The sequence below is a fragment of the Lactobacillus sp. WILCCON 0149 genome (assembly GCF_057197965.1).
Map to the genome: position 1 here is coordinate 2,155,361 of NZ_JBUBHO010000001.1, position 19,429 is coordinate 2,174,789.

Below are 19,429 nucleotides of genomic sequence, written 5' to 3' on the forward strand. Positions count from 1 at the left end.
CGCTTTTGTAAATTTTGTAAGCCTGTACATTCTGGAGATTTTTTCTGCAAAAAGCTTTCCGGTCTAACTTTTAGTGCTCTCTTCATAAGGCTTAAGTTATCCAAACTAGATGATTTCCTTGTCCTGCTGAGCCAAATAGAGCTTCCAGCCCAACTTGAAGTGGTCCTCGCGCAAGTGGCGAGCCGCGTCATAGTCGCTCTCCAAGCTGTCGATAGCATCCCGCAGGCGCTTGTTTTGCTTGCGAATGGCGGCCAGTTCCGGGTCATTCACCACGCCCTTTAAATGCACCTTGGCCGCCAGCAGATTCCGCCGGTCCTGGAATTCTTTTTCCAAAGGGTCTAGGGCATTCTCGTACTTAACCAGCTTCTTGTTTAAAGGCTGCAATTCTTCGTTCAGCTTAACGAAAAGGTCATAGGGCATGTTGGACTTGATCCGGTTGCACTCGCTGCAAGACAGGGTCAGATTGTCCAGGCTGTTATCGTGTGAAACAGAAACAGGGTCCTTATGGTCCACGCTCCGCCCCCGCCGGCCGCAATACTGGCAGCGGTACTTGTACTTTGCCCGGATCCGCTCCCGGTCGATGTAGTCAACCTCGTTTAACTGGAAGTCAACGCTGAGGCCTAAAGCCTGGAGTTTTTCGGCAAAAGGCATTGCCCCTGGCAAAAAGAAGCTGGGATCATCCTCTGCCTTGATCACGGCCTGGTTGAAGTCTGCTCTGGAGAGCTGCTGCTTGGCCAGGACATTGCCGTCATAGTCCTGCATGAGGGCCTCGTAGGACCGGCGGATTTTTAAATCCGGCAGGGTAAAGTCATCAGCAGCTTCCCCATCCTTGCCCACAAAGGCATAGAGGAGGTTGGCCGCGAACAGCTTGACCACGGGATTGGGGTAAGCTGCCGGGTCCAGCCCCCGCTGCCGACAGATGTCACACAGGCTGGCCAGGCGGTCGTTGACCAGGCCGGGCAGCTTGAAATGCAGGGATTCCAGTCTTAAACCGCAGCTGCTGCACTGAAACTTCATTATTACCTCCTCTTTTCTTACTTGTCTCTTAGCTTTTCCTATCATAAGGCAAAAAGCGGGCGAAAAAAAGACCCCAGCACGAAGCCGGGGCCTTTATTGTCTGTTCAAAAACAAATTACTTGTTTTCGTCCTTAGCAGCTTGGTTCAAGTAGTTTACAACTGCAGCTGCGTGGGCAACGCGTTCCTTAGCGTTAGAAGCGTTACGTGGACGACGGTGTGGGTTGATACCCGTGTGGATATTTCTTGACATGTCTCTTCATCCTTTCATCGATTTTCGAAAATCAGTAGTAATTATACCCCTCTTCCCCTATGTTAGGCAAGCCTTTTCGGCATTTCTTTGCCCCCCAGGCCCTTTTTCGGCAAAAAACTGCGGAGCTGTCTTCAGTCAGAAATGTTAAATGGATTTAACAAAAACGTCTAAGGCGGATTTTTAGCAGCTCACTGCTTCTCTTTTTCGCTTTCGACACCGCTTACATTATTTTAGAAACCAAAAGCACGCTTTTGACTTTTTTGTGGCCTTGTAAAAAGTCGACACGTTTTAATCGCTTAAAAAAGGCAGCAAAGTCCATTTTTTGTCATCCGGCATAAATCCCTTATTACCAGTAAATAAATCGCTTTCCAAAAACTTTTCTGTTTTTTCAAGCAGCTAAAAAAGCCGGATTTTTGGTCTAGTGCGTTTTGCCAACATCCTTTCAATAACATCTGTTCGTTAATTTTGAACTATTGAGATTTAGCGAAAAATGGTTGACAATGGAACTACACGAAAGTAAAGTCCGTTTTCGCTTTTCGTTAACTTTACGTAAATTTTGTAAGCATGATTCTGAGTAGAGGAATTTATATGGAAGCCGCCAAAAGCAAAAGTTCAAATAATTTTTTGACCGTCTTAAAGAAAATTTTTAGCGACCGAATTCTGCAGATCACCATCGTGATCACCATCGTCAGTCTCTTCTTTGCCCGGCCGCGCAGCGCCGACATGAACTGGCACACGATTGAGTCTGTCACGACCATGCTGGTCTTGATCCAGGTCTACAGCTACCTGCACGTCTTGGATATTATTGCCTATAAACTGACGGCGATCGCTGACTCCACCCGGAAACTGATCCTCCTTTTTACTCTCTTGTCCGTCTTCTCGGGCATGTTCCTGGGCAACGACATCACCTGCTTGACTATGATTCCCCTGTACTTAAACATCGCCAAGAAGTACAAGCTGCCGGAAATCCTGCCAGCCACCTTGATCGGGATGGGGGCCAACATCGGGGCGGCCTTCACCCCATGGGGCAACCCCCACAACATCTTCGTGGTCTCCAACTACCACTTGATGCCAGCCACCTTCTTTAAGTGGACCCTGCCTTACTTGATTGCGGCCATGGTTGTCTTTCTCTGCGTCTTCTTCTTTATTCCAAAGAAGGACATCCCAACCCAGGAAGTGGTTGAAATCGACGTCAGCTGGCCAATGACGATGATCACCACGGTCATCTTCGCCTTCTTCTTCGTCGGCGTCTTCAAGTTCGTTCCTATCTGGATGCCAATGCTGGCTTCCATCATCTGGGCCTTGATCGTCAACTGGAAGATCCTGCTCCACATTGACTACTCACTCTTGCTGACCTTTACCCTGTTCTTCGTCTTCATCAGCGACATCCAGCAGATTCCTTTTGTCGTGACCTTGATCCACGGCCTGGTCGGCACTGAAATGAGCACCTACTGGACGGCCATCTTGTCCAGCCAGGTCATGAGCAACGTCCCGTCCACCATCCTGGTCGGCAAGTTCTCCAAGTACGCTGAAGCCTTGACTTTAGGTTCCAACATTGGTGGCTTCGGGTCACCAATCGGGTCCATGGCCAACATGCTGGTTATGCGGACCTTCTACGCCCACGCTTCCAAGGATGCCAAGAAGAAGTTCTTCCCGAAGTGGCTGGGCTACCAGATCGCCGGCTTGATCATCCTCTCCCTCATCGGCTGGGTCATCGTCAAGCTGAACCTGTAGCAACATTTCAAATCTCTCAAGCGTCTCCTTATTGGAGGCGTTTTTTGTTTAAAAACTAGTGCTCAGTTAGCTTTTAATATATAATCTATTAAAACGGCCGGAAGCATCTGGCCAAAGTGAATTCACGCCCCTCTGGGGCCTAGAAAGGGAGGCAAAAAATGGCAGTCTGGATTATTGCTATTTTAGTCGTATTAATCGTTATTTTTTACATTTCAGCCTACAACGGCCTGCAAAAGGCCAAGGTTAACACTGAAGAGGCCTGGAGTCAGATCAGCGTTCAGCTCAAGCGGCGGAACGACTTGATCCCTAACCTAGTGGAAACCGTCAAGGGCTACGCCAAGCACGAAAAGGAAACTTTGAGCAAGGTGGTTGAACTCAGAAACCAGCTGACCCAAATTCCGGCTGACGACCACGAAGGGGCCATGCAGCTGTCCAACCAAATCACTGACAGCTTGAAGACCATCTTCGCCTTGTCTGAAAGCTACCCGGACCTGAAGGCCAACACCAACTTCGCCAACCTGCAGGAAGAGTTGACCAACACGGAAAACAAGATTGCCTACTCACGGCAATTGTTCAACTCCAGCGCGGCTGTCTACAACAAGATGCTGGTGGTCTTCCCATCCAACATCGTAGCCAACATCCACCACTTCACCAAGGTTGACTACCTGGACATCCCTGAAGAAGAAACCAAGGTACCAAAGGTATCCTTTTAAAGATTAAGGGATCGCCATGCTATATCAACAAATTGCCCAAAACAAGCGGAAAACGGCCGGGGTCCTGGTCGTTTTCGTTTTGATCTTTGCCCTGGTGGGCGCTGGGTTAGGCCAGCTGCTGTGGGACAAGCCCCTGCCAGGCATCCTGACCGCGGGCGTCATTGCCTTGATTTACTCTTTCCTGGTCTTCCAGGATCCAGTCAATGTCGTCATGAGCATGAACCATGCCCAGCATTTAAATAAAGAGGACAATCCCCAGCTTTTTCACATCGTAGAAGACATGGCCTTAGTGGCCAATATTCCCATGCCCGAGGTCTACTTGATTCCGGACAAGAGTCCCAACGCTTTCGCGACCGGCCTGTCCCCGGACAAGTCAGCCATCGCTGTCACCCAGGGTCTCTTAGACATGATGAACAGAGAAGAGCTGGAAGGAGTTCTGGGCCACGAGATTTCCCATATCCGCAACTATGACATTCGCCTGTCCATGGTGGCTCTGGTTTTGGTCAGCGCCATCAGCTTTATCGCCGACTTTGCCCAAAACTGGGTCTGGTTCGGCTTTGGCATTGACAGAGACGATGACGATGACCGGGAAGGCGGAACGCTTGGGATGATCATCGGCGTGATCGGGGTTATTTTCGTTCTGATCCTTGGGCCTTTGGCAGCCAGCCTGGCTCAGATGGCCTTATCCAGAAACCGGGAATACCTGGCTGACGCCAGTTCCGTTGAGCTGACCCGGAACCCGCACGGTTTGATCAGCGCCTTGACCAAGATTGAGAACAGCCAGCCCATGCAGGCGGCCAGCAGCGCCAGCGCGTCCTTGTACATCGAGGACCCGATCAGACGGCACAGCTTAAGCCACTTGTTTGACACCCACCCGCCAACGGCTGACCGGATCAAGCGCTTGGAAAAAATGTAATTTCAACACAAAAGCTTCCAGATTTTTCTGGAAGCTTTTGTGCTCTACCTAAATTTAAGTTATATTTATCTTCCGTCTTCTATTTGTTATAATGCACGTATTAAATTGCTACCTTTTTCAAAAATGTGTATTAGATGAAAGAAAAAATGTACGGACAATATTTTAAAAGGCTACGGAATTATAAGAAGATGACGCTGCAGAAAGCAGCGAAAGATATCACTTCAAGCCCTGCCTTGTCACGCTGGGAAAATGATGTCGACGATATTCGGCTCAAAAAGTTTTTAGCCTTATTAGACCGGGTGGGAGTCACCCCCCGGGAGTTTTTTGCGTATACGGAAGTCCAAGGATATCTAGACAACTCCTACTATGATGAGCTGCAATTGCTCATCCAGCAAAAAGACAGCCGGAGGCTTCATCAGATCTTTTTACGGCAAATCAGCAGCTTTCATCAAACAAAAGATCCAGATATTTTAGGAAAGGCAGTCGCCGCGGCCAACAGCTATTTTACTTTGACTAAAATAAATTGTTTAACAGAAGCTGACCTAGAGATTTTTAAAGATTTACTGCTTGATAGCGAGTACTTAGATTTCAAAAGCCTACGTTTTCTTGAGAATTCTGTTTATTTGCTTGACTCTGACCTACTCATTTCATACAGCAGTAAAATCATCCACCAACTCAACCACTTAGAACAGGTAGACTATGAACTGTATTTGAATGCCTGGACGGCTCTGACCAATATTGTTTTCAGCTTGATCCAACAAAAACAAAACTCTGTCGCAAGCCACGTTTTGAATCAGCTTCTGACAATTGATTTGCCACAGCAAATGGCCGCTTTTAAAATCAGAATCGTTTTTTTAAAAAAATTGCTGGCTTACCGGGAAAGCGGCGATGACCGGGAAATCAATGCTTATTTAAAATCTCTAACTGAAATTGGCTTAAGCAATTTGGTAAGTGAACTATTGGATTATTGGGGTAGCGTTTACTGATAGCCGTTGCTACTCAGCCTAGGCGTTACAATTTGACCTTCAAAAACCAGATTGAAGCGTTCAAAATGAGGTATTAACGACTGAACGAGTACAAAGCCCGGATCTTCTTTCACCACTCGATAATAAATTTTCCTGCCTTCTTGTTTAAGCCTCTCCCTCTCATAGCTGATCATCTGGTCAACTTCTTTTGCATATATATCATATTGACGATATCTCACGCTAGCCAACTTTTTTGTAAAAGTTAGAGACAGCATCTTCTTCATAGGAGAGATTTCAGACCATATCAAGTTCAAACGTTTCCGTAATTGTTGACTTTCGCTTTCTTTTTTTACGGATACTAATTGGTATGCCTCCGTGAGCGATCTCATTATAGCGTATCGCTCATCTACTGAGCTCCCTGAACCGTAAATTGGGAGAATATCGCTACCTTGAGATAGAACAGCGGTAAAATAGGTCGGTATTTGATAGCTATTAATTACTTTTACCAGTATTACTTCTGTATCTGCCGTATCTTTTAGTCCTAGATAGATTTTATACAAATCTTTAGGCAAGGATTTAGGAATTATCTTAAATGCAGTTACCGAGTTTTCCTTAAGACCTAAGCCATACTTGATGATGAACCTTGAAATACTGTCTCTTTCAATCAATTCGTTAATGGAATGAAGCAAAGCTTCATTTACAGTTGATCCACTTGCATAACCACTATCAGAAGCATACTGGTAGGCATGATTGTTTATCGAAACACCATCGTCTATGAAATTAACGTCGCTTAAAAAGGATGGATAATAGACTTCTTTTGAGCTTTCGATATCGACAAAAGAATCTACTGTCAGCTTTGTGCTTTTTGAAAGCTGATTTAAAGCTGGATCATCCAAAAAATCAAGATCTTGTTCCATAATCTGCGACACAAGCACTCGTTGCTTAGCCGAATGTATCTGCGAGTTATAAAACAAATGCTCTATACTCTCGAATTCAGCTCCTAATACGGGCATATGACTCATCCCTTTGCCCATTCCAACGGAAACTTGTTTCTTTTTTGAGTCCCTTAAAATACACTGAACGGTTTGCAAGGCTAGATTAGCAGAAACCCACATTCTATAGTCAGCAGTTAAATGCAGTCGATTGATTAACTCAAGCCAATTAGTGTGTGCATCAGTATCTGGCACTTCTCTCTCAATTTGCAAATCTTTCCCTCCATAAAATAAAAGATCACGCAATATTGGCTTTCCTAAAAGATGCCATTAGCCGTGATCTTTTCTACTCTACTTAACTACTTCTGTTTTAACATTGTTTAATTGGTCAGATAATTCTTTCGGACTGCTCATTAAAGCGTTGAAGAAGTTTAATTCTTCATCATTTAAGCCTTCCACAAGAAATGGTCCGCCTTTCGTTAATTCAGTTCTAGTACGTCCCATATCGCAACACCTCCTTTCTAGATAATCATTTCTCAATTAGCCGATGAATAACGCCTCAGCCCCCGCTGCCAAAACTTAACCGAGAGCCAGTAAAGGATGGGCAAAAAAACGAGCAGATACAAGAGCAGGATTTTTCCCCGTCCTAGCAGCCAGTCCACTGGCAAATTGCTGACTAGCAAAAGTGGAATGATCCATGTAAAAAACTGCTGAATAACTCGGGGGAAAATCTGTTTTGGCCGTCCGGCCAAACTGACCAGGTCCTCTACAATACCCCCCAAGGCCGTTAAGCCCTCAAACCAAAAAAGCAAAGTTAAGCACAATTGGTTCAAAATGAAAATCAAGGCTGCGGGTAAAACGATCATGCAATTGATCAGCATGATCTGGCCAAAACTTGCCCCTTCATGAGTAAGGTAATAAGCCAGTAATCCAAGCGAAAGCAGCAAGTTGAAAAAACTTGGAATATCCAAACTTCTGCCAACTGCCAGCCAGTAACTCGAACTGGGCCTAACCAACAGATAGTCGAGATTACCTTCAAGGATGTCTTCACCCAGTCCTTCATGGCCTAAAATGAAAAACAAATTGTAAAGATAGGTCGCGCTATTCATGAAACTGATCATGACGTAGTAGCGGTTCGCTGTCCAGCCAGCCAAGTTCTCACGCTGACTAAAATAAACTTGCCCCGCAAGCAGCTCAATCAACAGAAAGACAGTTGCCAAAAGAAAAGTAATAATGCTAGTACCACGGTAGATCATAAACTCAGCTAAGCTTTGCCGCCAAATAGCCTTGACCTTTCTCATGCTCCTGCCCCCTCAAAAGTTTTAATGCCTTTTTTGAACAACGCTTTTCCTAGCAGCACGCTAAGAAGCAGCCAGCAGCAAACGGCTAGGCAATTTGCGAAAAAATCGCGCTGGCTTATTGTTCCCGTCAACAAGCGCGCTGGAAAATCCGTCACCAAGGAAAAAGGGTTGTATTTCAAATACTGGTAAACCGGGCCCAATAAATTCAAAGGAAAATATAATCCTCCTAGCAAGAGGTAAACTGCGTTAATTCCGCTTCTAAGCGGCCACATATTGATCAACCAAAAGCTGAGCATAGCCAGGACCATCATCAAACTGAAAAACATCAGACTGCTCAAAAGAAGGTAGATCAAGAGCAAAAACACTGGTCCAGCGCTTTTTACCAAGAACAGAAGCAAGATAAAATACAACAGCAATAGTGGCGTCTGCAGGCCTAAATTGTAATTGAACAGGTACCAGTACAAGGATAAAGGTCTCGTTAAATAGAGGGAAAGATTCCCAGATTCGACCATGTCCGCGAATTGAAAAACCGGCCCGGTTGTAAAAATTAAACTAATCAAATTGGTTGCCAGCAGATAACGGGCCATTTGCTGAAAGTTGCCGGACTCTGCCAAGATAAACTTCCACATTAAAACTGTAACCAGCAGACTCGCCAATTGCAGGACCAGCTTCATGATCATATTAGCCCGGTAGATCAAACTGTTCTTCAAGCCAAGATAATAAACAGGCAGATATCTTTTCATTGTTTCTCTCTTTGATATATTTTCAAGATGACCTCTTCGGCTGATATTCCACTTTTGCTTAAAGAAATGATCTGTTCCGGCTGGAATTTTTCCATCTTCACAAAAAGCTGCTGAGGATCATGAATGATTTCTTCCCGCACGTCAGTCTGGTCATTGATCCAATACTTCAAGCAATAGCTATCGGATTGATCGATCTGAAGAGGCAACTTATTCAAGCTGTCATTAAAAATCAACTCTCCTTTGCTCAAAATCAGCAAACGCTGGGCTAAGGCCTCAATATCACGGACATTGTGCGAAGTTAAAATAATCGTCGTCTGATGCAGTCTGTTTTCAGTTTTTAAAAAATTGTAGATTTTTTCCTGCGTTAATAGGTCCAGGCCAATGGTTGGTTCATCCAGAAACAGGTAGCTTGGTTCATGGATCAAGGAACAAGCAAGTTCACAGCGGATCCGCTGGCCCAAAGACAATTTGCGGACCGGCGTTTTTACGATCTCGCCAATATCCAGTAAATCGCTCAACTCCCGCAATCTGGCTTGATAACGGTCTGGCTTTAATTGATAAATGGCCGCCAGCATATTCAAAGTGTCAACAGCAGGCAAGTTCCAAGACAGCTGCGACTTTTGCCCAAACATGACCCCAATTTGCCGCAACAGCTTCTTTTGACGACTTCCTGGAATAAGCCCAGCTACTTTCACGCTGCCACTGCTTGGCTGAATAATCCCCGTCAGCAGTTTGGTCAATGTCGTCTTCCCTGCTCCATTTGGTCCAATCAAGCCAATAATTTCACCATCTTTTATAGTCAAATTCAGATCTTTCAAGGCAGGCACCAGCTGGTATTTCCGGTGGAAGATATCCTGCAGAGCTCCCTTTAATCCCGGTTCCTTGCTAAAAGTCCGATAATCAAAAGAAAGCTGGTTGATTTCAATCATTCTTTCTCCTCCTCATATTTAGTTAATAATTGTCTAATATTCTAACACTCAAACTGTTCCTGCATCCTTACTTTTCATATTTGAAAATTTCTATTTCTTTTCATGCAAAAACCGCTGAACTTACAGTTCAGCGGTTTTCTCTCTTTATAAATTGATGCCCTGCTGGCGGAAGAGCTCCTTGCGCTTGGCCGCCGGTGACATCCCATAGTACTTGCCGAATTTTTCATAAAAGAAGGACTTGCCCCGGTAGCCAACCAGGCCGATGATCTGCTTGATCGACAGGTCTGGCCGGGCCAAAAGGCGGACGGCCGCCTCCATCTTCTGCTCGTCAACCAGCTCAATAAAACTCTGCCCGGTCTTCTTTTTGACCAGGTCGGAAAAATAGTTGGGACTGAGCTGGTAGTAATCCGCGGCCGCCTTCAAGCTGGTCGAGACGTAGTTTTCACTAATATAGCGGCGGATCTCCCGCTCACTCAAGCTGCCCGCTTCATTTAGTGCTCGCTGGGCCAGGGCCAAGGCAGTCAGCAGCTGGCTTTTAAGCAAGACTGAAGATAAAGAATCGCTGGTCTGGTACTCAGTCAAGGCCGCCAGGAAAGCCTCCCCAGCTGGCCCGTCAACCACCACCCGGCCGTGAGTCCCTACTTCTTCAGCTTCTCCCAGCATGAGCTCCTTTTTCAAGTCCTGCATGGCAAAAGCTTTTGGCAAGACAAGCTGGACCAAGAGCCCCTCTTTTAAACTGGCCTGGCAAGATTGGCCAGCTGCCAGGAGAAACCAATCACCGGGCTTGACCTGCCACTTTTGCTGGCCAGCCCGGAAGCGGCCAGTCCCCGCGAGCAGCAGCAAGGCAGTCAAAGAGTCAGTCTTCCAGCCTTCAGCTTTGTCGCCTAGTAAAACAAACTGACAATCAGCGGTCTGACCTTTTCCTTTGTTCAGCGGCAGGGCGGCATCCCCTGCCTCCAGCAATTTTTTCCGCAGCTTGGCAATTTCAGTCATCGGCTCTCTCCTTTCTAAAAAATCACCGTAACTTGGCCATTTTTTTCTCCCGCCAGCGGGCCCAGATGGCGATAAGCAAAGACAAGAAGACCAGGATAAAGGCGGCCCAGAAAATCGCGTGAATAGCCCCGTAGAGGATGTTCTCCATCTGGCCCAAGTCCTGCTTAGGCAGATTGACCCGGGTCTTGGCGTCTGACAGGTGGTTGAGCATGGACAAAGTGATCTTGCCCCCGCTAGCCTTGACCCCTTTAGCCAGGTGCTCATTCAAAATGACCCCGAAGACGCTGGAGGAAACAGCCATGGCCAGCATCCGGATCAAGTAAGAGAAGGAAGTCGCGACCGGCACGTCCTTGCTTTCCGCGTCTTCTTGCACCTTAACCTGAAGCTGGTTGAACATGACCCCGTTGCCCCAGCCCTGCAGCATCCCGGCGATTAAAATCCCCCAGTAAGGGAAGTAGCGCGGAGCCGCCGCCATCATCAGGTAGCCCGCCGCCAAAATCCAGCAGGTGGCCAGCATGACCTGGTAGGCCGACCAGCGCCGGCGCATTTTTTCCACTGACAAGGAGCCCAGCATGTCGGTAAAGGCCCCAGGGATCTGGGTCATCCCCCCGACCAGGGCAGTCGTGGCCATCAAGCCTTCCGCCCACATCGGCGCGTAGACGCTGTAAGCAGACATGGCGGCCCAGATCAAGACAAACAAGGTAAAGTCGACGACCAAGGGGATATTTTTAAACAAACGGCCTGGGATAATCGGGTCTTCCGCCCGGCGCTCAATAATGACCAAGAGGCCGATGAAAATCAAGGCCGCCGCGAAGATCAACAGAGCCGTGGCGATTCCCGCCGATTCTACCAGCTGGGTCCCGAGCAAAAGGGCCACCACCCCAAAGGACAGGCAGATAGCCCCGCCCAAGTCGACCTTGTGGACTGACCGCTTTTTTTCCTCTTCCTGGAAAAAGATCTGGATCAAGACGATGGAAATCAAGGCAAAGGGGATATTGATGTAAAAGACCCAGCGCCAAGACAAGACGTCAACGATCCAGCCCCCGAAAAGCGGCCCTAAGATGGTGGCCGTGGTGAAGAAGGCGGACACCATACCCAGCACCTTTAAGCGCTTGTGGGCATTTGGATAAAGGTCAGAGTAGATAATATAAGGAAGCGACACCATTCCCCCGTTGCCAATCCCGGCCAAAAGGCGGAAGGTCAAAAGGAAGGACATCTGCTGGGCACAGCCCTGCAGAAGCGCCCCCAGCAAAAAGCAGGCAGCTGACAACTGGTAGGCCAGTTTATTCCCCCGCCGCTCGCCCAACTTGCTCCACAGAGGCGTAGAGACAGCCGTCCCCAATAAGAAGATGGCTACCAGCCAGCCGGTATATTCAATCCCGTGCAAGTCGGCAATGATCCGCGGCAAGGCCGTGTTGATGATTGTGTTGTCCAAACCGGACATGACGTTTGACAGCATCAAGGCCACGGTAATTATTCGTCTTCGTTGATCTGACATTTTTTCGCTCCCACTAAATTCTAAAAGTCCTTAATTTTAGGATACAGCTAAAAAATTGCCAGTAAAAGCTTCTTCCAAGATTATTTTAAGAAAAGTGCTATAAATCGGCTTTTTCAATCAGTTTGGACAAAGTTTGAATTAGACAGGCTTTAGCAGATCCAATATAATAAAATAAGAATCAATTAGACGAATCAACGGGGTGCCGGAAGGCTGAGATGATACCCATGGAACCTGGCCAGGTAATGCTGGCAAGGGAAAATGAAACTTTACTTCTGGTCACCCTGCTTTTGAGGTGACTTTTTATTTTGCAAGCAGAACTGACAATTGACCACTTAACTTTTTCCTACGGGGACCGGGAGGTTATCCGCGACCTGTCCTTGACCCTGCCGGCGGGGACTTTTTCCCTCTTGATCGGGCCAACTGGCTGCGGCAAGTCGACCCTCTTGAAGATCATGGCCGGCCTCTACCCGAAATACGGAGGCCAGCTGACCAGCGGACAGATCGATTTGGGCGGACGGAGTCAGGCCATGATGTTCCAGGAAGCTGGCGAGCAGTTTACCATGGCCACGCCCAGAGAAGAGATTATTTTTGCCATGGAAAACCTGGGGAAAAATAAAGAAGAATTTGAAAACCGGCTGAAAAAGGCCAGCGAGTTCGCAGAAATCGATTCCCTTTTGGACCAGAAGATCGTGACCATGTCCGGCGGAGAAAAGCAGCGGGTAGCCTTAGCTGTCCTGGTCGCCATGGACGTGGATCTCTTTTTGCTGGATGAGCCTTTTGCCAGCGTGGACCCAGCAGCCCGCCGCTTCTTGATCGGCCGCTTAGCCAAGCTGAAAGAACAGGGCAAGACCATCATCATTACCGACCACCTTTTTGACGACTACCAGGGCAAGGTGGACGGGGTCTACCGCTTTGAAGGCGGGCAGGTGGAACTCTTGAGCCAGGATGAACAAGCCCTTCTCCTGGCTACTGAGCCAATCGGCCTGCACTTTCCCCTGCCAGAGAACGAGCCAGCGGCTTTTGTCATGAAAAATTTCACCATCAAGCAGGGCCGGCCTTTAATTGAGCAAAAGGAATTAGCCATCCCCAAGGGGAAGGTGACCTTGATCACAGGGCCAAACGGCAGCGGGAAGAGCTCCCTGTTTAAGGCCATGACCAAGCTGCTGGACTACCAGGGCTCCTTAACCTGGGAGGGCAAGGAAGTGGCCAAGCTCAAGGAGCGGACCTACTTCCAGCATGTGGCGCAGATTTTTCAAAATGCAAGTGACCAGTTCATGGCGATTACTGTCAAAGAGGAGCTGGATTTGAGCAAAAAGCACGCTTCGCCTTACTTCACACCTGAAGTTTTAGACCAGGCCCTGGCTGACCTGGGTTTGGCCGACCACTTAGACCAGGTAGTCTACTCCTTGTCGGGCGGGCAGAAAAAGAAGCTGCAGATCCTCTTGATGCTTCTGTCGGGCCAGGAAGTGCTTTTGATCGATGAGCCCTTGAGCGGCCTGGACCAAAAGTCGATTGAGCAAGTCGTGAAGCTTTTGCAAGAGTGCCAGGAAAAGAGCAAGCAGACGATTCTGCTGATCAGCCACCAGTTCTATGGAATCAGCGATTGGTGCGACTATCACCTGCGCCTGGCTGACAAAAAACTGGCTTTTGTAGAAGACTAGGGGGAGGAGAAAATGACTAAAAGCAAAATGAATCCCAGCTTGAAGTTCTTGCTGACCTTGATCATTTCACTGGAGTTATCTTTTAGGGTCAGCCTCATCAGCAATATCATCGTTATTGTCCTGGCTTTTGCCTACCTCTTGTACCGGCGGATCAAGCCCAAGGCCCTGGGCGGGATGCTTTTGGCGGCGGGCCTGGCGGCAATTACCGTCTTTTCTTCTGGCTACATCTTCAGTGACCACCGCGACCTCTGGTATGCTTTGGACATTTCCAGCCGGGTTCTCGTGTATACCTTTACCACGGCTTGCCTGACCATTTCAACCACGGCAGAAGAGATGGCCCGGTCGCTGGAACAGAACCTGCACTTGCCAAGCAAGTTTGCCTACGGGACCTTGGCGGCTTTGAACATCATTCCCCGCATGCAGGCCGCGGTCAAGCAGATCCGGGTGGCAGGGATGATGCGGGGAGTCTATCTTTCCTTTTGGTCTCCGGTCCTCTACTTTAAGGCGATTTTAGTGGCTTTAAACAGTGCCGACAACCTGGCACAGGGGATGGAGTCCCATGGCTACCGGGAAGGCGCCCCGCGGTCTGTGATCGTTGAAGTGCCGCTGACTGGTAAGGACTGGCTGCTCTTTGTTATTGCCATTCTTCTTTTGAATCTGGGGGCTTTTTTACTGCCATAAAAGTTGCAAAAAAATTTTAGTAAAAAAGTTATAAAATTGACCTAGATCAATTTCTTTTGCCTGGGGAGGTCCTATAATACTAAGTATCAAGAGAAAAAATTGCTACTTAAGTAAAAAGAAGGGAAATTACCATTATGAAGAAATTAGACGCTACTACTTTGACTGCTGACCAACAAAAGTTCTTTAACGACGCTTTGGCATTCGTTGCTTCCGTTGACAAGGACGGCAACCCACAAGTTGGTCCTAAGGGTTCTGTAACTGCCTTGGACGACAAGCACCTGGTTTGGAGTGAAGTTACCTTCTCACACTTGTGGGAAAACATCAAGAACGGCAGCAAGGTTGCTGTCGTAGTTGCTGACGTGCCAAGCCACACTAACGTGCGCGTGGTCGGCAGCGTGACTATCCACGAAGGCGACGACTTCGCCAAGGAATACGCTGCTAAGGTTGGCAAGCCGGAAACTGCTGCTGCCGTAGTAGTTGAAGTTGAAGAAATCTTCGCTTAATCAAATCAGCATAATGAAAATGGCTTCTGGGAGAAAATCCCGGAAGCCATTTTTCTGTCTATCTATTATTTTTTAGCCCGTAAAAGGCCACAGGCCAGGGCCGCGTAGATTAGGTACAAAATGCCGATTGAGATGTATTCATGAATATTGAAGACAAAAATCAAGACGATAACCGCTAATGCTGCAGCAGTTACGTAGCCTACTGCCGGGCTGAGCTTGGTCAAGGGCGTGAGACCCAGAAATAGGGTCAGCAGGGTGATCGCGATCATGCCAGCGATTGTCCATGAAACTGGACCTGGGTCGCCCAAGGCAAAGATCCACTGAACCGCCATAAACAAGGCCAAACAGATACCGGCCAGCAAGAAGACAGTTTTAACGGCTGGCTTAGTTGCAAAGTTTTTCATCATAATCACGCTCCTATTTCCAGAAAACTATTCACTTATATTATAAGTTCAATTTCAATTTTGGAGCAGTGATTCTTGCGGCAGCCGTCATTTTTTGCTTTTGTTAAAAAATCCGCCTACCAAACTTGCGTATGTTAACGCGTGGTTCTTGCTAAGTTTAATAACTTTTGCTCTTCACAACGTTCTCTTCTGAGCTATGTTTTCTTGCAAAAAGCGGCTAACAGCCAATAACACTAAGGCCAAGAAGTTAAGTGGTAAATTGCCCGGACCAAAAGCGATTGGCGTAATCAGTCCTATCAACGTCAAGGCGATGCAAACTAGGCCAATAATCAAGAACGGCTTACGGGGAATTTTTTGGCTAAATACTGCTAAGGCTAATTCTGTCAGTAAGACCAAAATTAAAATCACATGGCCAAAAACTGTTACCTTTAAATCAGTCCCTTTGATCGTTCTTAGGGCATTGATGTAGTCCTTTAGATTTGAGCAAACTACCACAGTCAAAAAGCATAGTAAGATTACATCAACCACTTTGACTAAAATCTTTAAGAATTTCATCTCTGTCACCTTCGTTTTTACCCAACCCAGGCCATCACGCAGCTGATTAGGCTGACGGCCAAGAGGATGCCGGCCAGCCAATAGTTAAAGACTGCCTTCCCCCGCCAGCGGTAGCTGGCCAGAACCAGACTGACCGCCAAAGCAACAACAGCCGAAGTCCAGTACCAGGTCAAGCCGAAATACAGGCCTACCACCCGGTCAATTACAAGGCCCAGCAAAAGGCAGGCGCCAATCACCCAAGCCGCTGCTGGAGCCAGCCACATGTAATGCTCTGTTTTAGTCATTTAAATCGTCCCTTTCATGACTCATAATCCGTTTACATGGCTATTCTACATCGCTTTTTCCAGCTAGAGAGCAAAATTGCAGATATGAATCAGCATTTGCAGATCTGCAAATCTTCACAAGAGAAAATGATCGACAAATCTTTCCAGTCCAGATTCTCTGAGTATCCCCTTGATTCTTTCCGCCTCCTCATCTTGCCCTGAAAAAAGCCCCGCGTAATACTTGCCAAGCAAGCGGTAGGCTACAAACTCCAGGCAAGGAGACAGCTGTCCTAGAACTTCTATGGCCGGCTTGGCCGCCTTGGCAATGCCTTCTTTCCTGCAGCGCTGACAGAAGCTGACACAGGCCTTGCCTACCGCTTCCTGCTGGTCTCTAGAAAAATTATCGATCTGTTGATACTTGTCTAGCAGTTCACTCAGCCAAAAGTAGGCAATATCAAACTTCATCAACTGAATCGCCGCGGCAAAAACAACAATTGCTTCCGTATCGTCCATCCAATTGTCCAGACTGAAGAAATAATCCGATACCTCGTTTTTCAGCTGCTCATGATCCTTATCACCTGGCTCCAGCAGATAAGCCACCAGGTCACTACCGATTCGCAAGGCCGTCTTCCCCGTCAGATTGGCCGCCTGCTCTTTCAAAAAGCTCATCTTTTCCCAGTTCCAATCATAAAAGGCGCTCTTCACCCGGAACTCGATATTGATCCAGTCAGCCTCTTTTTCCTCTCGCCGGCTATAAATCATTTTGGTGAAAAAGTAGCCCAAATCATAGTTGTGGCTTTCCAAAAGCTCCAGCAGATCCTCGGCCTTGATCCGCTGCTCCCCGCTCTCAATCCGGGAGTACTGGGCCACCGACATGACTTCTCCCGCCATTTCCTGTTGGGTTAGGCCCAAATCTATTCTGGTCTGCTTGAGCAAATCACAGATCTCCATTTTTCTATTCAGCTCCCCCTAATAAAACACTTTCACCTTAGATTCTAGCACTAGACTAATTCGTATACAAAAAGCCTCTCCTGCATATTTCCCAGGAGAGGCTAAATAATCTATTCTACTTGTGGTAAGGACTGCCAGAGTTGATCATGAAGGCCCGGTAGATCTGCTCAATCAAAACCAGCCGCATCAATTGGTGGGGCATGGTCAGCTTGCCGAAACTAAACAGGTCGTTAGCCCGCTTGTTGACCGCGTCACTGGTCCCCAGACTCCCCCCGATCACGAAAGTAATGTCGGAATGCCCGTAGGTTCCCAGATCCTTCAGTTCCTTGGCAAACTCTTCACTAGCCCGCTCTTTGCCCTTAATGGCCAGGACGTAGACATATTCCTTGTCCTTGATCTTGCTTAGGATCCGCTCGCCTTCCCGCTTCTTGACTTCTTCCATCTGGGCCGGGCTGAGGCTTTCCGGCGCCTTCTCATCCGGCACCTGCACTATCTCTACCTTGGCAAAGCGGCTCAGCCGCTTCTGGTACTCCGCGATCCCATCCTTAAAATACTTCTCTTTTAATTTTCCAACGCAAACAATTTTGATATTCATAATGCACCTATTTTACCATTTTTGCTTCTATCCCCACAATTAACAGTTTATCAACCGCTTTTTTCCACAGCTGTGGAAAGGCCTTTTCTAGATCTAGTGGACTAGAGCAGAATTCTATCTAGGTCTAGCTTTTTGCCAAAAAATTTCTAAAATCCCGTGTAACCATTCCACAAGCCGCCTGTGGACTGGACATTTTCACAAACAATCACCGAAAAAGCCCGGCCTGCCGCCTTGAACAGACGTTTTAACATGACTTTTGCCCGTGGAACTTACACACAATCCACAGCTTATCCACAACTTTTCAGGAGCTTTTTACCCCATTTTTTGCACAATTCACAGTCTTTTCCACAGGATTGGGGATAAAGTCTCCCTAAAAATTTTCCTTGACAAGAAATATTTCCGAACTTTACCTTGGCTTTACCCTGCTTTTGTTTTGAAAAAAGCAAAAAATCCAGCAGATCTGCTGATCCACTGGATTATTTGTTCTTAAATTAGTTGCTTGCCTGCAGGGTTACCGTGAAGGTCATGGTCTTGCCGTTCCGGTTAACCGTGATCTTGACCTTGTCGCCAACATTGTGGCTGTACAAGATGCTGTGCAGGGTGGCCACGTCGTTGACCGTCTTGCCGTCAGCAGCCGTAATCACGTCGCCCTTCTTGATCCCGGCACTGGCTGCCGCGCTGCCTGAAGTTACGCTAGCCACGTACAGGCCCTTCTTCAGACTGGTTGAAATGCCCAGCTGCTTCTTGTAGTAGCTGTTCAGTTCAGCAATCGCCGCAACCTTGATGCCCAATTGCGGCCGGGTGATCTTCCCCTTCTTGACCAATTGGTTGACGATCGTCACAACTTCGTTTGACGGGATCGCGAAGCCCATCCCTTCAACTGAGTCGCCACTGCTGGAGCTGGACAGCTTCATGGAGTTGATCCCGATAACCTGGCCGTCAGAGTTGACCAATGGACCACCGGAGTTACCGGAGTTGATGGCCGCGTCCGTCTGGATGACCGTCATCTGGTTGGAGTTGTAAGTGATCGTCCGGCTTGGTGAGGAAATGATCCCTTGCGTTACCGTAGACGCGTATTCAGACCCTTCTGGTGAACCGATGGCAATCACCGTCTGCCCTGACTGCAGGCTGCTGGAGTCACCAAATGAAGCGGTCTGGGTTACGTACTTGGAGTCGATTGACAGGACAGCCAAGTCACTGGTTGAGTCCTTGCCGACAACCTTAGCGGAAATCGTCTTCCCGGAAGCCAGGATGACCTTCACCTTGGCTGCCCCGGAAATAACGTGGTTGTTAGTGACGATGTAGCCCTTGCCGTTTGCCGTTGTGTAGATGACCCCGGAACCTTCAGAGTACAAAGTCAAAGACTTCTTGGAGCTGGATGAATCTGAGCTGGAATCTGAATCGCCATAGCCGAACATGCTGTAGATGTCAGAGCTTGATGATGAACTGGAAGTGTACTTGTAGTTCAAGACTGAAACAACCGCGTTCTGGACCTTCTTGTAAGCGGAAGTCATCGTCCCGCTGGTGGTCGTTGACTTGTTGACCTTAGTAGTGCCGCTGGATGAAGTCGTCACTGACCCGGTTTCACCAGTATTGCTGCTGGTGCTTGAGCTGGCCGTGGATGATGAAGAATTGCTATTCAAATTGGCTGCTGACAAGCCGCCGTAAGCAATCCCCCCGCCCAAAAGACCGGCAACGACCCCAATGATGGCCGCTTTAGTTAACAAACGGTTATTTTCCTTCTTGCGCGTGTTTCTTTGCTTATCTTGTTCTTCAGACATGGTTATCACTCCTTATCGTTGTCATTATCATATCCAAGCTTTTT

22 protein-coding genes are annotated in these 19,429 nt (G+C 47.7%); 7 read left to right on the plus strand and 15 right to left on the minus strand.

What is annotated here, in order from left to right:
- Nucleotides 1–105: 105 nt before the first annotated feature.
- Both ACYVUV_RS10060 and ACYVUV_RS10065 read right to left on the minus strand, forming a co-directional pair.
- Nucleotides 106–1,017 (minus strand): HNH endonuclease, encoded by a 912-nt coding sequence (locus ACYVUV_RS10060; RefSeq protein ID WP_439776134.1) that lies wholly within the window; start codon nucleotides 1,015–1,017, stop codon nucleotides 106–108.
- A 115-nt stretch (nucleotides 1,018–1,132) separates the two neighbouring features.
- Nucleotides 1,133–1,267, minus strand: coding sequence for a hypothetical protein (locus tag ACYVUV_RS10065; protein ID WP_270448365.1), 135 nt, complete (start codon nucleotides 1,265–1,267; stop codon nucleotides 1,133–1,135).
- 588 nt (nucleotides 1,268–1,855) lie between these two features.
- Between ACYVUV_RS10065 and ACYVUV_RS10070 the strand changes: the two genes are divergently transcribed.
- The 4 genes from ACYVUV_RS10070 to ACYVUV_RS10085 all read left to right on the plus strand — a co-directional run bounded on the left by ACYVUV_RS10070 (nucleotide 1,856) and on the right by ACYVUV_RS10085 (nucleotide 5,616).
- Entirely contained in the window at nucleotides 1,856–3,001 is a 1,146-nt protein-coding gene (locus ACYVUV_RS10070; RefSeq protein ID WP_439776135.1) for an SLC13 family permease, read from the plus strand.
- 158 nt (nucleotides 3,002–3,159) lie between these two features.
- Nucleotides 3,160–3,714, plus strand: coding sequence for a LemA family protein (locus tag ACYVUV_RS10075; RefSeq protein ID WP_439776136.1), 555 nt, complete (start codon nucleotides 3,160–3,162; stop codon nucleotides 3,712–3,714).
- A 16-nt stretch (nucleotides 3,715–3,730) separates the two neighbouring features.
- Nucleotides 3,731–4,630: a zinc metalloprotease HtpX gene (gene htpX, locus ACYVUV_RS10080; RefSeq protein ID WP_439776137.1), complete on the plus strand. Its 900-nt coding sequence runs from the start codon at nucleotides 3,731–3,733 to the stop codon at nucleotides 4,628–4,630.
- Between the two features lie 134 nt (nucleotides 4,631–4,764).
- Entirely contained in the window at nucleotides 4,765–5,616 is an 852-nt protein-coding gene (locus ACYVUV_RS10085) for an Rgg/GadR/MutR family transcriptional regulator (RefSeq protein ID WP_484499304.1), read from the plus strand.
- Here the strand turns inward: ACYVUV_RS10085 and ACYVUV_RS10090 are convergent.
- From ACYVUV_RS10090 to ACYVUV_RS10120, 7 genes are all read right to left on the minus strand, one after another.
- Nucleotides 5,610–6,833, minus strand: coding sequence for a YcaO-like family protein (locus ACYVUV_RS10090; RefSeq protein WP_439776139.1), 1,224 nt, complete (start codon nucleotides 6,831–6,833; stop codon nucleotides 5,610–5,612). The two genes, ACYVUV_RS10085 and ACYVUV_RS10090, sit on opposite strands and share 7 nt — an antisense overlap.
- 45 nt (nucleotides 6,834–6,878) lie before the next feature.
- The gene (locus ACYVUV_RS10095; protein WP_296227086.1) at nucleotides 6,879–7,031 is read right to left on the minus strand and encodes a hypothetical protein; all 153 of its coding nucleotides are present in this window, start codon (nucleotides 7,029–7,031) and stop codon (nucleotides 6,879–6,881) included.
- Between the two features lie 32 nt (nucleotides 7,032–7,063).
- Complete coding sequence (locus ACYVUV_RS10100; protein WP_439776140.1) at nucleotides 7,064–7,828, minus strand: ABC-2 family transporter protein; 765 nt, start codon at nucleotides 7,826–7,828, stop codon at nucleotides 7,064–7,066.
- On the minus strand, nucleotides 7,825–8,571 hold the full coding sequence (locus ACYVUV_RS10105) for an ABC-2 family transporter protein (protein ID WP_439776141.1): 747 nt from the start codon (nucleotides 8,569–8,571) through the stop codon (nucleotides 7,825–7,827). The genes ACYVUV_RS10100 and ACYVUV_RS10105 overlap by 4 nt, the downstream gene beginning before the upstream one ends.
- Nucleotides 8,568–9,500: an ABC transporter ATP-binding protein gene (locus ACYVUV_RS10110; protein ID WP_439776142.1), complete on the minus strand. Its 933-nt coding sequence runs from the start codon at nucleotides 9,498–9,500 to the stop codon at nucleotides 8,568–8,570. Before ACYVUV_RS10110 ends, ACYVUV_RS10105 begins: the two co-directional genes overlap by 4 nt.
- Nucleotides 9,501–9,644: 144 nt before the next feature.
- Nucleotides 9,645–10,493: a helix-turn-helix domain-containing protein gene (locus ACYVUV_RS10115; RefSeq protein WP_439776143.1), complete on the minus strand. Its 849-nt coding sequence runs from the start codon at nucleotides 10,491–10,493 to the stop codon at nucleotides 9,645–9,647.
- A 22-nt stretch (nucleotides 10,494–10,515) separates the two neighbouring features.
- Complete coding sequence (locus tag ACYVUV_RS10120; protein ID WP_439776144.1) at nucleotides 10,516–11,991, minus strand: MFS transporter; 1,476 nt, start codon at nucleotides 11,989–11,991, stop codon at nucleotides 10,516–10,518.
- Between the two features lie 305 nt (nucleotides 11,992–12,296).
- Between ACYVUV_RS10120 and ACYVUV_RS10125 the strand changes: the two genes are divergently transcribed.
- From ACYVUV_RS10125 to ACYVUV_RS10135, 3 genes are all read left to right on the plus strand, one after another.
- A complete protein-coding gene (locus tag ACYVUV_RS10125) occupies nucleotides 12,297–13,652 on the plus strand; it encodes an ATP-binding cassette domain-containing protein (RefSeq protein ID WP_484499305.1) in 1,356 nt (451 codons plus the stop codon).
- 12 nt (nucleotides 13,653–13,664) lie between these two features.
- Nucleotides 13,665–14,333: an energy-coupling factor transporter transmembrane component T family protein gene (locus ACYVUV_RS10130; protein WP_484499306.1), complete on the plus strand. Its 669-nt coding sequence runs from the start codon at nucleotides 13,665–13,667 to the stop codon at nucleotides 14,331–14,333.
- Nucleotides 14,334–14,467: 134 nt separating this feature from the next.
- A complete protein-coding gene (locus ACYVUV_RS10135) occupies nucleotides 14,468–14,836 on the plus strand; it encodes a pyridoxamine 5'-phosphate oxidase family protein (protein WP_439776147.1) in 369 nt (122 codons plus the stop codon).
- A 65-nt stretch (nucleotides 14,837–14,901) separates the two neighbouring features.
- Here the strand turns inward: ACYVUV_RS10135 and ACYVUV_RS10140 are convergent, their stop codons facing one another.
- From ACYVUV_RS10140 to ACYVUV_RS10165, 6 genes are all read right to left on the minus strand, one after another.
- Nucleotides 14,902–15,243 (minus strand): hypothetical protein, encoded by a 342-nt coding sequence (locus ACYVUV_RS10140; protein WP_439776148.1) that lies wholly within the window; start codon nucleotides 15,241–15,243, stop codon nucleotides 14,902–14,904.
- 171 nt (nucleotides 15,244–15,414) lie between these two features.
- Nucleotides 15,415–15,795, minus strand: coding sequence for a hypothetical protein (locus ACYVUV_RS10145; protein ID WP_439776149.1), 381 nt, complete (start codon nucleotides 15,793–15,795; stop codon nucleotides 15,415–15,417).
- A gap of 17 nt (nucleotides 15,796–15,812) precedes the next feature.
- Nucleotides 15,813–16,079: a hypothetical protein gene (locus ACYVUV_RS10150; protein ID WP_439776150.1), complete on the minus strand. Its 267-nt coding sequence runs from the start codon at nucleotides 16,077–16,079 to the stop codon at nucleotides 15,813–15,815.
- Between the two features lie 114 nt (nucleotides 16,080–16,193).
- Complete coding sequence (locus ACYVUV_RS10155) at nucleotides 16,194–17,009, minus strand: helix-turn-helix domain-containing protein (RefSeq protein WP_439776151.1); 816 nt, start codon at nucleotides 17,007–17,009, stop codon at nucleotides 16,194–16,196.
- A gap of 115 nt (nucleotides 17,010–17,124) precedes the next feature.
- On the minus strand, nucleotides 17,125–17,604 hold the full coding sequence (rlmH, locus tag ACYVUV_RS10160; RefSeq protein ID WP_003620648.1) for a 23S rRNA (pseudouridine(1915)-N(3))-methyltransferase RlmH: 480 nt from the start codon (nucleotides 17,602–17,604) through the stop codon (nucleotides 17,125–17,127).
- Nucleotides 17,605–18,095: 491 nt separating this feature from the next.
- Complete coding sequence (locus ACYVUV_RS10165) at nucleotides 18,096–19,385, minus strand: S1C family serine protease (RefSeq protein ID WP_439776152.1); 1,290 nt, start codon at nucleotides 19,383–19,385, stop codon at nucleotides 18,096–18,098.
- Between the last annotated feature and the right edge of the window lie 44 nt (nucleotides 19,386–19,429).

Coding starts and splice junctions, on each gene's coding strand:
- ACYVUV_RS10060 (WP_439776134.1), bottom strand. CDS start 1,017: ATGAAGTTTCAGTGCAGCAGCTGCGGTTTAAGACTGGAATCCCTGCAT.
- ACYVUV_RS10065 (WP_270448365.1), bottom strand. CDS start 1,267: ATGTCAAGAAATATCCACACGGGTATCAACCCACACCGTCGTCCACGT.
- ACYVUV_RS10070 (WP_439776135.1), top strand. CDS start 1,856: ATGGAAGCCGCCAAAAGCAAAAGTTCAAATAATTTTTTGACCGTCTTA.
- ACYVUV_RS10075 (WP_439776136.1), top strand. CDS start 3,160: ATGGCAGTCTGGATTATTGCTATTTTAGTCGTATTAATCGTTATTTTT.
- htpX (WP_439776137.1), top strand. CDS start 3,731: ATGCTATATCAACAAATTGCCCAAAACAAGCGGAAAACGGCCGGGGTC.
- ACYVUV_RS10085 (WP_484499304.1), top strand. CDS start 4,765: ATGAAAGAAAAAATGTACGGACAATATTTTAAAAGGCTACGGAATTAT.
- ACYVUV_RS10095 (WP_296227086.1), bottom strand. CDS start 7,031: ATGGGACGTACTAGAACTGAATTAACGAAAGGCGGACCATTTCTTGTG.
- ACYVUV_RS10100 (WP_439776140.1), bottom strand. CDS start 7,828: ATGAGAAAGGTCAAGGCTATTTGGCGGCAAAGCTTAGCTGAGTTTATG.
- ACYVUV_RS10105 (WP_439776141.1), bottom strand. CDS start 8,571: ATGAAAAGATATCTGCCTGTTTATTATCTTGGCTTGAAGAACAGTTTG.
- ACYVUV_RS10110 (WP_439776142.1), bottom strand. CDS start 9,500: ATGATTGAAATCAACCAGCTTTCTTTTGATTATCGGACTTTTAGCAAG.
- ACYVUV_RS10115 (WP_439776143.1), bottom strand. CDS start 10,493: ATGACTGAAATTGCCAAGCTGCGGAAAAAATTGCTGGAGGCAGGGGAT.
- ACYVUV_RS10120 (WP_439776144.1), bottom strand. CDS start 11,991: ATGTCAGATCAACGAAGACGAATAATTACCGTGGCCTTGATGCTGTCA.
- ACYVUV_RS10130 (WP_484499306.1), top strand. CDS start 13,665: ATGACTAAAAGCAAAATGAATCCCAGCTTGAAGTTCTTGCTGACCTTG.
- ACYVUV_RS10135 (WP_439776147.1), top strand. CDS start 14,468: ATGAAGAAATTAGACGCTACTACTTTGACTGCTGACCAACAAAAGTTC.
- ACYVUV_RS10140 (WP_439776148.1), bottom strand. CDS start 15,243: ATGATGAAAAACTTTGCAACTAAGCCAGCCGTTAAAACTGTCTTCTTG.
- ACYVUV_RS10145 (WP_439776149.1), bottom strand. CDS start 15,795: ATGAAATTCTTAAAGATTTTAGTCAAAGTGGTTGATGTAATCTTACTA.
- ACYVUV_RS10150 (WP_439776150.1), bottom strand. CDS start 16,079: ATGACTAAAACAGAGCATTACATGTGGCTGGCTCCAGCAGCGGCTTGG.
- ACYVUV_RS10155 (WP_439776151.1), bottom strand. CDS start 17,009: ATGGAGATCTGTGATTTGCTCAAGCAGACCAGAATAGATTTGGGCCTA.
- rlmH (WP_003620648.1), bottom strand. CDS start 17,604: ATGAATATCAAAATTGTTTGCGTTGGAAAATTAAAAGAGAAGTATTTT.
- ACYVUV_RS10165 (WP_439776152.1), bottom strand. CDS start 19,385: ATGTCTGAAGAACAAGATAAGCAAAGAAACACGCGCAAGAAGGAAAAT.